The following is a 13492-nucleotide window of genomic DNA, read 5'->3' as shown; positions in this document are numbered from 1 at the left end:
GCGCTACTCGAACCGACTCAAAGGAGAGTCCCGTGAGCAGTACCAAGCCCGAGGTCGAATTCCCCGAGGGCCCGGCCCCGGTCGAACTCGAGGTCACCGACCTCGTCGTCGGTGACGGCGACCAGGCGCAGCGTGGCGACGTCGTCGACGTCCACTACGTCGGCGTCGACTTCGAGTCCGGTGAGGAGTTCGACTCCTCCTGGGATCGTGGTCAGTCCGCCCGTTTCCCGCTGGAGCGGCTGATCCCGGGCTGGCAGGAGGGCATCCCCGGCATGAAGGTCGGCGGTCGTCGCCGGCTGACCGTGCCGCCGGAGCTCGCCTACGGTCCGGCAGGCGGCGGACATCGTCTGTCCGGCCGCACGCTGGTCTTCGTCATCGACCTGCTCGGTGTCGGATAGGCCATCTCGACCCATCCCGACGACGTCGGTGCCGCAGACATGTCGGCACCGGCGTTGTTGTGGTTTCGGCGGGACCTGCGCATCGGCGATCTGCCCCCGCTGGCCGCGGCGGCCGGCGACGGCCGGGCGGTGCTGCCCTGCTTCGTCCTCGACCCCCGGCTCGAACGGTCGGCGGGCGACCGGCGCCTCGCCTTTCTCCTCGACTCGTTGCGCGCCCTCGACGATTCGCTGCACGGCCGGCTCCTGGTGGTCCGCGGACGACCGGAGACCGAGATCCCACGGTTGGTCCGTGCCGTCGGCGCCGGTGCGGTGTACGCCGGACACGATCCCTCACCGTTCGGCCGGCGCCGCGACGCCGCCGTCGCCGCGGCCCTGGCGCACCCGGACGGTGACAGCGGTGCCGACCGTGTCGTCCTGGAGCTGATCGGTTCGCCGTATCTGGTGTCGCCCGGGCGGATCCGCAAATCCGACGGTGACCCGTACAAGGTGTTCACACCGTACTTCCGGCAATGGCAGGCACACGGGTGGAGACTGCCGGCCGCCACGTCGAGCGATCAGGCGCGCATCGTCGACCCCGACGACGTCGAGGCGTCCGGGCGCGTGCGCATCCCGCCGGCGCCGGTGGCCTCGCCGATGCGCGCCGGTGAGGCCGCGGCGGCCGCACGATGGCAGGACTTCGTCGGTTCCGGGCTCGCCCGCTACGCCGAGGACCGCGACCGCCCGGATCTCGATGCGAGCAGCCGGATGTCGGCGTACCTGAAGTTCGGCAACATCCACCCCCGCACCATGGTGGTCGACCTGTTCGGGCCCGGCACTCCCGGTTCCGACAGCCCCGGCGCCGGTGCCTATCTGCGGGAGCTGGCCTTCCGCGACTTCTACGCCGATGTGCTGTTCCATTGGCCGGAGTCGGCCTGGCACAACTGGAATCGGGGTTTCGACGAGATCGAACTCGACACCGATGCGGCCGCACGGGCGCGTTTCGACGCCTGGCGCGCGGGCCGGACGGGCTTCCCGCTGGTCGACGCGGGGATGCGAGAGCTGGCCGAGACCGGGTTCATGCACAACCGGGTCCGGATGCTCACGGCGTCGTTCCTGGTCAAGGATCTGCATCTGCCGTGGTGGTGGGGTGCGCGATGGTTCCTCGACCAGCTCGTCGACGGCGACATCGCCTCCAACCAGCACGGCTGGCAGTGGGCGGCGGGCACGGGAACCGATGCCGCACCGTACTTTCGGGTGTTCAACCCCGCGACCCAGGCGAAGCGATTCGACCCGCACGGCCGCTACGTGGCGCGCTGGGTGCCGGAGTTCGGGACCGACCGCTATCCGGAACCGATCGTCGACCATCAGGCCGAACGCGCCGAGGCGCTGCGCCGGTTCGGTGGTCTCTGAGCGCCTCGGATGGACGAGCAGGAGCAGGCCCTGCGCCCTCGGGACGGGGTCATGGGATGGCCGGTGGCGGGCGCCTGACGGCCCGTCGTAGGCTGTGGGGGCGTCACCGATGCACTCGGTGGCGCCAGATCGTTCGTATGCCCCTCTCACACAGCAGGAGCGCCCAGTGGGCGCTCCTGCTGCATACGAGCCGGCCGGGTCAGCGGGTCATGCTCAGGGCCTCCCGGAACGACACCCGGGTGCCGGTACGCAGGATCGACCGCTGGTAGATGCGGGCGGAGAGCCAGGTGGCCAGCAAGCATGCCGCGATCATCAGCACGACGGTGACGATCACCTGCACCACGTCGGTGTCGCCGGTGGCGATCCGGATCGGCATCAGCACCGCACTGAACGGTGGAATCCAGCTGAGCACCGTGATGAACGTGGAGTCGAGGGCCTGGATGCCGAAGATCCCGGCGTACAGCACCGCCAGGGAGAGCACGGTCAACGGGGTGATCGCCGAGTTCAGCTCCTCCTGCCGGGAGACCAGGGCACCGGTCGCGGCGTAGAGGATCGCGAAGAACAGGAAGCCGAGGACGAACCACACCAGGACCGCCGCGAACATGCCGATCGCCGTGCCCGCGATGGTGAGCAGGCCGGTGGCGGCACCGGCGATCAGTGCGGTGGCGCCGAGCAGCACCACCTGGACCAGGGCGATCAGGCCGATGCCCAGGATCTTGCCCCACAGCAGATGCAGCGGTTTGACGGTCGCGAGCAGGATCTCCACGATGCGGGAGGTCTTCTCCTCGACCACACCCACCGCCACCATCGCGCCGCCGGTCATGATCGCCATCATCAGCAGGATGGAGCCGACGAGGGCCACCACGATCCGTTGTCCCTCATCGGGTTTGGTCGGTGAGGTCTCCTCGGTGCGGATGGTGGCGCGGGGCAGTGACGCCGGATCGACCCCGTGTTCGGCCAGACCCGCGGCCAGGACCGACTGATCGATCGAGGCGTGCACGATCCCGGCCAGGGTGTCGTCGACACCGGATTTGCCGAGCAGGACGAACTGATCGGACGGGCCGGCGACGATCGCGGCGTCGAGATCTTCCGAGGACACGTCGTCGCGGGCCTGCTGCTCCGACGGCACGGTCACCACGTCGATCGGGGTGCCTGCGGCCTTCCCGGATGCCTCGAGGGTGGCCGACAGGCCCGGGGCGTCGCCGACGAGTCCGACCCGCTCGGTACTCGGGCCGCCGCCGGACAATGCCGACCAGATGATCGAGCCCACGATGATGATGAGCATCAAGGCGCCGGTGGTGATCACGAAGGATCGGGTCTTGGCTCGGGTGACGATCTCGCGCCGGGCGATCAGCCAGATCGCGGAGGACGCCGATGGGGCACTCATGCGGTGACCACCTCTCGGAACAGGTCGGTGAGCGACGGGGTGGACGTGGTGAACCGGTGGACCGGTCCGACGGTGAGGGCGGCGGCCAGGACCTGCTGGTCGTCGACGACAGCCGGGTCGACGCGCAGTGCGGTGGTCGGGCCGTAGTCGGCGGTCAGCACGCCGGGCAGACCATCGGCCCAGCGCCGGTCGGTGGGCGGGCCGGTCACCTCCAGGGTGACGCCGCCGCGGGCCCGCAGATCGTCGACGGCTCCGATGGCGCGCATCTCGCCGCGGGCGACGATGCCCACCCGATCGCACAGCCGTTGTACGAGGTCGAGCTGATGGGACGAGAAGACCACCGGGATGCCCTCGCCGGCCTTCTCCTGGAGGACCTCACTCATCACATCGACGGCCACCGGGTCGAGTCCGGAGAACGGTTCGTCGAGCACCAGGACGGTGGGATCGTGGATCAGGGCGGCGGCCAGCTGCACGCGCTGCTGGTTGCCGAGGGACAGGTCGCCCACGTTGTCGTCGAATCGTGCTGCCACGCCGAGCCGGTCGGTCCAGTGGCGGGCGCTGGCGAGGGCGCCGGCGGCACTGAGCCCGTGCAGCCGGGCCAGGAACTGCAGCTGCTCACCGACTTTCATCTTGGGATAGAGCCCGCGTTCCTCGGGCATGTAGCCGATCTTGCGCCGGGTGACGAGGTCGATCGGCTTGTCGCCCAGGCGTACCTCGCCGGAGTCGGCGGCGAGCACGCCCAGGATGATCCGCATCGTGGTGGATTTGCCGGCACCGTTGCTGCCGACGAATCCGAAGATCTCGCCGGGGCGGACATCGAAGGTCATGTCGCGCAATGCGATCACATCCCCGAAACGTTTGTGCAGGCCGTCGACGGCCAGGATGCCGGTCATCGGTGAGGTCCTTTCTGATCGGCCGGATGGAGATGGGCGGGGTCGAGATGAGTGGGGTCGCGCGGGGCGGGGTCGAGGTGACCGGGGGTGTCTGGCAGGGCTGGGATCACCTCGTAGTCATCGGGATCCGGGTCGGCCATCCACCAGGCGATGAGCATCGACGGCAGCACCCCGGCGCTCAACAGCAACGACACCAGCAGGATCGCCACCCCGTACACCGTCTGACCGGCCACCTCGTCCTGCACCGACAGCCCGATCAGGACGAGGTACGGGATGAACATCAGGGTGAACAGGACGATGAATGCCAGTGATCGCGCCGAATTGCGCTGTGCCAGTTGGATCTCGTCGAGGGCGGTGACCGGTGCGTCGCCGATCGAGCCGGTGATGATGCGCAGGATTCGCTGCCAGACGAGGGTGGCCAGGGCGCCCCCGACGAACGGGATGACAAACCAGGTCTTGTCGAAGAACGCCGGGACGGCGCCGAGCAACATCACCAGAACGCTGGTCATCTGGGCGATCACGACCCGGCGGTAGGTGCGTCGGTTGCGCCAACTGCGTAGCCGGCCGGCGTTGCGCGCGGTGAATCGTTGATGCCGTTCGCCGCGCCAGGCGTCGAAGCGGCGCCAGAACACCGGTTGTGCTTCCTCGGGTATCGCCGAGTTGGGGTCGTACATCGTGCACCTCCACCAGGGACGGTTGCTCGTGGACTGGGTTGTGATCCGCCTCAGGTGGGCGTACCGGCGTCGGGGACCGGTCGCCGATACAGTTCGGCCGACATCGCCCCGAACTCCGACCGGCTGAAGACGGCCTCGACCGGCAGGTCGAAGACGTCGCAGATCCGGAAGGCCAGATCGAGACTGGGGTAGTGATCGCCCCGCTCCAGCGCTCCGACGGTCTGGACGTTGACACCGACCAGTTCGGCCAGCTGAGCCCGGCTCATCCGACGCTCGGCGCGCAGCACGCCGAGTCGGTTGAAGATGGGGAGCTTCTCGCCCCGCCTGACCGGACTCACCCATCCGATTGTTGGGAAAACCCAACAGAATGTCAAACAGTCTGGACTTCGAGCAGGTCGGCGACGGTGCGGGCGGCCTCGCGGCCCGCCCGGTTGGCACCGATCGTCGACGCCGACGGGCCATACCCGAGCAGTTGGATACGCGGGTCGTCGGCGACGACGGTGGCCAGGCGCCCGGTCATGGTGATCCCACCGCCCGGCCCGCGCAGCCGCAGCGGCGAGAGATGGTCCAGTGAACTGCGGAAACCGGTGTTCCAGAAGATGACGTCGACGTCCAGTGCGGTCTCGGCGGTGCCGTCGGATCCCGTACCGCCGCAGTCCCAGCACACGCCGGTCTCGGTGATCCGCGTGAACATCGGCCGCCAGGTGAGGATGCCGTCGCGGCGCGCTGCGTCGATCGCCGGTGTCAGGGCCAATCCGGTCACCGAGACCACCGACGTCGGCGGCAGCCCCGCGCGAACGCGCTCGTCCACACGGGCGACGGCCGCACGGCCCTTCTCCGCGGTGAACGGCGTCGGATCGAACGACGGTTCGCGGCGCGAGCACCAGAACGTCTGCACACCCGGGGCGTTTCGGGCGATCTCGATCAGCAGCTGGACGGCCGAGATGCCGGCACCCACCACCAGGACGCGCTTGCCCGCGAACTCCGCGGGGCCGGTGTAGTCGTGGGTGTGCAGCTGCCGCCCGCCGAAGTCCTCGATCCCGGGGATGTGCGGGATGAACGGGCGATCCCAGGTGCCGGTCGCGTTGATCAGCGCACCCGTGGTGATCTCGGTGGGCTTCTCGCCGGCGGGATCGGGCCGCAGGTGCACGCGGAAGCCGTCCCCGTCTCGTGCCACCGACCGGACGTGCACCGGCCGTTCCACGTGCAACCCGAACCGCTTCTCGTACTGCGCGAAGTAGTCCGGGACCGCCGTCGACGCCGGGTAGGCATCACAGTCACCACCGAGCGCCTCGACCAGCCCGAACCCGGGCAGATCGTGTACCCGGTTGGCGGCCGCGAGGGTCAGCGTCGGCCAGCGGAACTGCCAGGCGCCGCCCGGGCCGGGGGCGTGGTCGAGCAGTTGATAGCGGTCGCCGAGCCCGAATCGATGCAGGAAGTAGGCCGCCGACAGGCCGGCCTGGCCGCCGCCGATGATCAGCACGTCGGTGTGGGTGCGCACCGGGCCAGCCTGTCACGGACCGGCCACCGGCACGAACGGGCCCGCCGCGAATCCGCCACACCGATCGCGCCGGGCGCACCTGCGCGGGCGCGGGTGGGTAGGCTCTGGGGCCATGATTGCCAGCAGTGTCGACGGTGCCGTCACGACCATCACGCTCGATCGTCCGGACAAGCGCAATGCCCTCAACGACGATGTCCTCGCGGGCATCGGCGACGCCTTCACCGCCGCGGTCGACGGCGGATCGCGGGTCATCGTGCTCACCGGTGCCGGAACGGTGTTCAGCGCCGGTGCCGACCTGTCGGGTCCGGTGTACGAGCCCGGATTCCTCGACAAGCTCGTCGCCACTCTCCAGCGGATCGAGGCCACCCCGGTCCCGGTGATCGCCGCGCTCAACGGCGCCGCCCTCGGTGCCGGCCTGCAGCTGGCCATGGCCGCCGATCTGCGGGTCATGGCGCCGGATGCCATCGCCGGTATCCCGGCTGCGAAACTCGGTGTCGCCGTGGACGAGTGGACGATCCGTCGGTTGGTCTCGCTGGTCGGTGCGGGGCAGGCGAGCGGCATGCTGATCGGCTGTGAGCCGATCTCCGCCGACAGGGCGCACACCCTCGGGTTCGCCAACCGCATCGGCGATCTCGCCGACGCCCAGCACTGGGCCGCCTCCATTGCCGAACTGGCGCCACTGACCCTGCAGCACTACAAGATGGTGCTCAACGGCGACGGCGCCCGCAACGACCCGCCCGCCGACCGTCAGGCCGCCATGCTCAAGGCCTGGCAGAGCGAGGATCTCGCCGAGGGGCGGGCCGCACGCACCGAGAAGCGCAAGCCCAACTTCTCCGGAAAGTGATTCCGACACACCGAATTTCGGACATTTCCGACGCCGGGCCGATCGGCCCGGCGTTACGTGTCGGAAACGCGGCGGCGAGCCCGGCGTAACCGCAGCTTTCTAGCGTTGGCCCAATCCGTGACCGGAAGGAGACGACGTGTCGAAGGATCACCACGGGGTGGACGAATTCACGGCCGAGATCGGCGAGATCGAGAACGCCGAACACGGCATCATCGCCACCGGCGCCCAGGCGGCCGCCGCACGCGAATCACTCGAGGACTACACGTTGCGGTTCGCACCCCGCAGCTACCGCAAGTGGGGGCCGGGCGTCGTCGCCATCTCCGCACTCGGCGGCATCGCCTACCTGGCCGACTTCGCCATCGGCGCCAACATCGGCATCGCCAACGGAACCGGGAACGCCCTGTGGGGCATCCTGTTCTTCGCCGTCGTCATCGTGCTCACCGGCTACCCGCTGGCCTACTATGCCGCCCGCTACAACATCGACCTCGACCTGATCACCCGCGGCAGCGGATTCGGTTACTACGGTTCGGTTCTCACCAACGTCATCTTCGCGTCGTTCACCTTCATCTTCTTCGCCCTCGAAGGATCGATCATGGCGCAGGGGCTTCTGCTGGGGCTCAAGATCCCGCTGTGGGTGGGCTATCTGCTGTCGTCGGTGCTGATCATCCCGCTGGTCATCTACGGTATGAACACCCTGGCCAAACTGCAGGTGTGGACCACCCCGCTGTGGCTGGTGATGATGGTCCTGCCGTTCGCGTACCTGGTGATCAAGCATCCGTCGGCGATCGGTGACTTCTTCGCGTTCAGCGGTGTCGACGCCGACGGCAACCCGGCGGGCAAGGGAGTCAGCTTCGCCGGGACGATGCTCGCCGCCGGTGTGTGCCTGTCACTGATCGCGCAGATCGCCGAACAGATCGACTACCTGCGGTTCATGCCGCCGCGCACCCCCGACAACACGCGCAGGTGGTGGATCGCCACTCTCACCGCCGGACCGGGCTGGGTGTTCTTCGGTGCGATCAAGCAGATCGTCGGACTGTTCCTGGCGGTGTACCTGATCGGTATCTCCGTCGACAACGCCGGCATCGCCAACCAGCCGGTGCACCAGTTCGTCGAGATCTATCAGGACTTCCTGCCGCACTGGCTGGCATTGACCCTCGCGGTGATCCTGGTGGTGATCTCGCAGGTGAAGATCAATGTCACCAACGCCTATTCGGGGTCGCTGGCGTGGACCAACGCGTTCACCCGCGTCACCAAGACCTACCCGGGCCGGCTGGTGTTCCTGTTCTTCAACGTGATCATCGCCATCGTGCTGATGGAGGCCGACATGTTCAGCTTCCTCAACAACCTGCTGAACTTCTACGCCAACTGCGGTATCGCGTGGATCGCCGTCGTCGCCTCCGACATCGCGATCAACAAGTACCTGCTCGGCATCTCGCCCAAGCAGCCCGAGTTCCGGCGGGGCATGCTCTACAACGTCAACCCCGTCGGCTTCGGTTCCCTGATCGTGGCCGCCGGTGCGTCGATCCTGGTGTACTTCAACGTCTTCGGCGATGCGATCCAGCCGTACTCGCCGCTGGTCGCGCTGATCCTCGCGGTGGCACTGCCCCCGGTGCTGGCCCTGGCCACCGGCGGCCGCTACTACCTGCGGCGCACCGACGACGGCATCGACCTGCCGATGTACGACGAGCACGGCAACCCCAGCGATGCGAAGCTGATGTGCTGCGTCACCGGCATCGAGTTCGAGCGGCCCGACATGATCGCCTCCGCGGTCCCCGGCCCGAACGGCGAGAAGCAGTACATCAGTTCCCTCGCGCTGAGCTGCGACCGCTCCGGTGAGCACGTCCTGCCCGCACAGCCGGTGCCGTCCTCGACCACCGATCTCACTGCCGTTGCATCCGAATCCGCTTCCGCAGAAGCCGATGACGATGCGATGACTGCCGACGGTGTCACGAAGGACGGTTCAGCGGTGGATGGGCCCTGAGGTCCGATGTAGCGGCGAGGCGGTGCGTTCGTGTCGTTCGGCGATCAGTTGTGCGGCAATCGACACGGCCACCTCCGCCGGGGTGTGTGCACCCAGGTCCAGGCCGAGTGGGGAGCGCAGCCGCCCCAGCTGATCGTCGTCGACCCCGTTCTCCCGCAGGCGTTCTGCCCGGTCGGTGACAGTCCGTCGGGAACCGAGCGCACCGATGAAGGCGATGTCGGGGCAGGAGAGCGCCACCTGCAGGGTGGGGACGTCGAACTTGGCGTCGTGGGTCATCACGCACACGCACGTCCGGTGATCGACGCGCCCGGCCGAGATCTCCTGCGCCAGATAGCGGTCCGGCCACATCGTGATCACCTCGTCGACATCGGGGAAGCGTGCCCGGGTGGCGAACACCGGTCGTGCATCCACCACGGTGACCCGATACCCCAACGAGGTGCCCATCGATCCGAGTGCACGGACGAAGTCGTTGGCGCCCACCAGGATCAACCGCGATCCGGGGGCAAAGGTGTGCACGAAGGTCCGCGGCCGCGGCATCGCGTCGGCCTCGGGGGTCTCGCAGTCGTCCACACCGACGACGCCGCTGCGTCCGGTGCGCAGCAGATCGTCGATGTCGTGACCGAGACCGGGAGACGACGACGGTGTCCGCGTGCTGGTCAGCTGCCAGCGGGGCGACCCGCCGAGCGTGGTGGTCCAGGCGATCGGGATATCGGCATCGAGCGCATCGGCGAGCTCGTACAGTTCGGGTAGCTGCCGATCGGTCACCCGCTCGGTGAACACCTCGAGCTCTCCGCCGCAGGTCAGGCCGATCCCGATACCTTCCGGTTCGGCGACCCCGAAGTGCTCGATCACCGCCACACCGTCGGCGAGTACCTGTTCGGCGGTGCACACCACCGCCGACTCGACACATCCGCCCGACAGCGATCCGATCACCTCACCCGACGCCGTGACCAGCATCGACGCCCCGACGCCGCGGGGGGAGGCCCCCGTCGTCGTGATCACGCGGGCAAGCGCCACCGGACCGGCGGCCAGGCGGTCGATCAGGGCGGGTAGTACGTCACGCATCTTCTCAGTGTCCGCCCGTGCATGTGAGATTGCGAATCGGCGGGGATCGGTGCTGATCGAGGCTTCCGAGGTGGTCACCACCCAGCGTCGGCTGCGGAGATTTCGACTCGGGTCCTCGCGATGCTCGGTCCCGGCTCAATCAGCCACTGAGCGTTGGTGGTTGAGCCGATGAGGAGCGGAGCGACGAGGCGTGTCGAAACCTCCGGCGGCCGAATCGCTAACGTGACCACATCGGAGGTGGTCGCCACCCGACGGTGGCTGCGGAGATTTCGACTCGGGTCCTCGCGATGCTCGGTCCCGACTCAATCAGCAATGGGAGGTTCTCGTTCAATTGTCCACTGGCTGTTGGTGGTTGAGCCGGTGAGGAGCGGAGCGACGAGGCGTGTCGAAACCTCCGGCGGCCGAATCGCCAACGTGACCACCTCTGACGTGGTCACCACCCGACGGTGGCTGCGGAGATTTCGACTCGGGTCCTCGCGATGCTCGGTCCCGACTCAATCAGCAATGGGAGGTTCTCGTTCAATTGTCCACTGGCTGTTGGTGGTTGAGCCGGTGAGGAGCGGAGCGACGAGGCGTGTCGAAACCTCCGGCGGCCGAATCGCCAACGTGACCACCTCTGACGTGGTCACCACCCGACGATGCTGCGGAGATTTCGACTCGGGTCCTCGCGCTGCTCGGTCCCGGCTCAATCAGCAACGGGCCGTTGACGAGGCGTGTCGAAACCTCCGGCGGCCGGGCTCGTCAACCCGGCCACCCCCGATCCCAGCCCAATCGGCAAGTGTGCTCAGGCGCCGAGTACCCGATCGAGGTAGTCGTTGGTGAACACCCGATCGGGGTCCAATCGGTCACGGACGGCCAGGAATTCGTCGAAGCGAGGGTAGGCCGAGCGGAGGTACGCGGCGTCGCGGGTGTGCATCTTGCCCCAGTGTGGCCGACCGTCGTGTGCGGTCATGATGGCTTCGACGTCGGCGAAATAGGCTGCGGTGTCTGCGGCGTCATCGTTGATGTAGCGATGCACCGCGATGTAGCCCGAGTTCCGCCCCGACGCCGTCGACAGCATCAGATCGTCTGCGGCGGCGGCGCGCACCTCGATCGGGAAGCTCACCCGGTATTTGCGCCGCCCGATCATCGACCGGATCTCGCGCAGAGCGCCCGGAACCGCGTCGAGGGGCAACGCGTACTCCATCTCACGGAACCGGACATTGCGCTCGGAGATGAACACCTTGGTCGAGGAGTCGGTGTAGGTCCGCGCCGACAACACGCGCCCGGAGATCTCGTTGATCGTCGACGCCGTCACGGGAAGCCGTGCGCTCAGTTCGCAGAGGAGCCCGAAGGCCCTGTTGCTCAACAGTTCGTCGTCGATGTACCGGCGGATCGCGCTCGGACCCGACGGCGCGACCACACCGTCGAGGCGGGTGTTGATCTTGCCCAGGGCCCGATTCGAGTGCGCGAACATGTAGAACTCGTGGTGATCGTGCTCGGCGACCCGGTCGAGGAAGCCGTCGATCGCATCGTCGATGTCGAGAGGACGCTCATCGGCCCGGATGGAGAACGCCGGAACACACTGCAAGGTGACGTCGACGAGCAGACCCAGTGCGCCCAGTCCGAGCGCCACCGCCGGCAGGTCCGGACTGCCGGTGTCCACAGTGACGATCTCACCGGTACCGGAAATGATGGTGGCGGAAACGATCTGGGTGCTGATCCCACCGAAGGCCAGTCCGGTGCCGTGCGTGCCGGTGGAGGTGGCACCGGCGATGGTCTGCCGGTCGACGTCGCCCAGGTTGGCCATCGCCAGGCCGTGTGGGGCCAGCAGTCCGGGGATCTCGTGGAGATGGGTTCCGGCCCGCAGCGTCACCTGGCGGAGTTCGGGTTCCACCCGCACCAGCCCGCGCATCCGCGACAGCTCGATCTGGATCGACGGGGCCGCAGCGATCGGGGAGAAGCTGTGACCGGCACCGACGGCCTTGATCCGGTCACCCGTGGAACGGCACTCCGTCACCAGCGCTGCCAGGTCGTCGGCACCGCCGGGTGACAACACCCTTCCGGGCTGACACTCCACGGTGCGTCCCCAGTTGACCCAGGTCACAGGAATACCTTCCCCTCTCCACGGTAGGTCGGGACGACGGACTCGACATGAGCCGAACCGTCGTCGGTGCGGGTGATCAGGGCGACTTCCCGCGCACGTTCACAGATCTCGCCGGACTTCGTGTGCCGGAACCAGACCCGGTCACCTATTCTGAGCCCATCCACGCCGGGTCCGTGCAGCGGGGTCTGCACCTCTCCGGCCGCCTCGGTCCCCACGTACTCCAGCTCCGGCGGCCAGACCGGTCGGGGCAAGCGGTCGGGGGCCGGCGGGCCGGAGGCGATCCACCCTCCGCCGGCACACGTGACGAAGCCGGGCGCAGGAGTGCGCACCACGTCGAGACCGAAGGCCATCGCCGGTGCCGGCCGGAAATGCCGGTAGTTGTCGAACAGATGCCCACCGAAAACGCCACTGCCTGCGGCGATGTCGGTGATCGAGGACTCGCGGCCGGTGGCCTCCAGCGAGCCGGTGCCACCGGCGTTGACGATCTCCAGCGGGGCGATCGCCCGCAGCGCGGCGATCACCTTTCCGCGCCGACGGCGGATCTCGGCCATCGACGTGCGCTGCATCAGCGACACCGCGGCATTGGTGAACCGCTTTCCGCGGACGGCGTTTCCGACGCCGGCGACCTGTGCCTCATACGACATCACGCCGACGAGATCGAATCCGTCACGTCGGACGATGTGGCGACCCAGTTCCAGTGCCTGATCGAGGTCGTGGACGGGGGAGCGCCGCACGCCGACGTGCAGCCGCCCGCCGAGCAGACGCAGCGATGCGTCGAGGTCGATCGCCACACGCACCGACGGCCGCCGGCCCGCCGGCACCACCGAGTCGATCAGGTCGAGATGGGCGACGTCGTCCACCAGCAACGTCACCCGCGACAAGGCGAGCTCGTCGGCGAGCAGACCGGCCAGTGCCGACCGGCGAACCGTCGGATATCCCATCAGGACATCGGTGATCCCGGATTCGGTTGCCAGCCATCGGGCCTCGTCGACGTCATAGGCGAGCACCCCGGCGAAGCCCGGACGGTCGAGGAGATCAGAGATCACCGACCGCACCCGAACCGACTTGGACGCCAGGCGGATCGGCACGCCGTCGGCGCGTCGCAGCAGGTCGGCGACGTTGTGTTCCAGGGCGCCCTTGTCGACGACCAGTGCCGGACTGTCGATCCCGGCGGCGGTGACGGCGTCGGTGAACCCCTGCCAGTACGTGTGGGGAGCCTGCTCCCACCAGGGCGTGGATGACGGTGTGATCGAACCCGGCGGGGTGGGGGAGAG

General features: G+C 68.1%; 12 protein-coding genes. 4 read left to right on the top strand and 8 right to left on the bottom strand.

Annotation, left to right across the window (positions count from 1 at the left end; genetic code table 11):
• Nucleotides 1-32 precede the first annotated feature (32 nt).
• Nucleotides 33-398, top strand: coding sequence for an FKBP-type peptidyl-prolyl cis-trans isomerase (locus Q9K23_RS07070; RefSeq protein WP_020793402.1), 366 nt, complete (start codon nt 33-35; stop codon nt 396-398).
• A gap of 39 nt (nt 399-437) precedes the next feature.
• The gene (locus Q9K23_RS07065) at nt 438-1787 is read left to right on the top strand and encodes a deoxyribodipyrimidine photo-lyase (protein WP_053778188.1); all 1350 of its coding nucleotides are present in this window, start codon (nt 438-440) and stop codon (nt 1785-1787) included.
• A gap of 199 nt (nt 1788-1986) precedes the next feature.
• On the opposite strand, the gene Q9K23_RS07060 is transcribed toward Q9K23_RS07065, so the two are convergent.
• From Q9K23_RS07060 to Q9K23_RS07040, 5 genes are read right to left on the bottom strand one after another with little or no spacing between them, the layout of a single operon-like run.
• Nucleotides 1987-3174 (bottom strand): ABC transporter permease, encoded by a 1188-nt coding sequence (locus Q9K23_RS07060; protein ID WP_020791852.1) that lies wholly within the window; start codon nt 3172-3174, stop codon nt 1987-1989.
• Nucleotides 3171-4067, bottom strand: coding sequence for an ATP-binding cassette domain-containing protein (locus Q9K23_RS07055; protein WP_053778187.1), 897 nt, complete (start codon nt 4065-4067; stop codon nt 3171-3173). The genes Q9K23_RS07060 and Q9K23_RS07055 overlap by 4 nt, the downstream gene beginning before the upstream one ends.
• The gene (locus Q9K23_RS07050; protein WP_305950442.1) at nt 4064-4741 is read right to left on the bottom strand and encodes a hypothetical protein; all 678 of its coding nucleotides are present in this window, start codon (nt 4739-4741) and stop codon (nt 4064-4066) included. The genes Q9K23_RS07055 and Q9K23_RS07050 overlap by 4 nt, the downstream gene beginning before the upstream one ends.
• Before the next feature lie 50 nt (nt 4742-4791).
• Nucleotides 4792-5079, bottom strand: coding sequence for a helix-turn-helix transcriptional regulator (locus Q9K23_RS07045; RefSeq protein ID WP_020793465.1), 288 nt, complete (start codon nt 5077-5079; stop codon nt 4792-4794).
• A 32-nt stretch (nt 5080-5111) separates the two neighbouring features.
• Complete coding sequence (locus tag Q9K23_RS07040) at nt 5112-6242, bottom strand: NAD(P)-binding domain-containing protein (RefSeq protein ID WP_305950441.1); 1131 nt, start codon at nt 6240-6242, stop codon at nt 5112-5114.
• A 112-nt stretch (nt 6243-6354) separates the two neighbouring features.
• Between Q9K23_RS07040 and Q9K23_RS07035 the strand changes: the two genes are divergently transcribed.
• On the top strand, nt 6355-7086 hold the full coding sequence (locus Q9K23_RS07035; RefSeq protein ID WP_020790773.1) for an enoyl-CoA hydratase: 732 nt from the start codon (nt 6355-6357) through the stop codon (nt 7084-7086).
• A gap of 136 nt (nt 7087-7222) precedes the next feature.
• The gene (locus Q9K23_RS07030) at nt 7223-9067 is read left to right on the top strand and encodes a putative membrane protein (protein WP_020790775.1); all 1845 of its coding nucleotides are present in this window, start codon (nt 7223-7225) and stop codon (nt 9065-9067) included.
• Here Q9K23_RS07030 and Q9K23_RS07025 read toward each other — a convergent pair.
• The 3 genes from Q9K23_RS07025 to Q9K23_RS07015 form a co-directional block, all read right to left on the bottom strand.
• Nucleotides 9047-10132: an XdhC/CoxI family protein gene (locus tag Q9K23_RS07025; RefSeq protein WP_020790776.1), complete on the bottom strand. Its 1086-nt coding sequence runs from the start codon at nt 10130-10132 to the stop codon at nt 9047-9049. The genes Q9K23_RS07030 and Q9K23_RS07025 overlap by 21 nt on opposite strands.
• Before the next feature lie 784 nt (nt 10133-10916).
• Nucleotides 10917-12218 carry a D-arabinono-1,4-lactone oxidase gene (locus Q9K23_RS07020; RefSeq protein WP_020790771.1) on the bottom strand — a complete coding sequence of 434 codons (1302 nt, stop codon included), beginning with the start codon at nt 12216-12218 and terminating at the stop codon, nt 10917-10919.
• Nucleotides 12215-13468 carry an alanine racemase gene (locus Q9K23_RS07015; RefSeq protein WP_053778215.1) on the bottom strand — a complete coding sequence of 418 codons (1254 nt, stop codon included), beginning with the start codon at nt 13466-13468 and terminating at the stop codon, nt 12215-12217. The genes Q9K23_RS07020 and Q9K23_RS07015 overlap by 4 nt, the downstream gene beginning before the upstream one ends.
• Nucleotides 13469-13492: the final 24 nt, after the last annotated feature.

This window comes from Gordonia sp. NB41Y, from assembly GCF_030718915.1.
Lineage (GTDB): Bacteria > Actinomycetota > Actinomycetes > Mycobacteriales > Mycobacteriaceae > Gordonia > Gordonia desulfuricans.
This window is presented reverse-complemented; position numbering and strand designations above follow the sequence as displayed.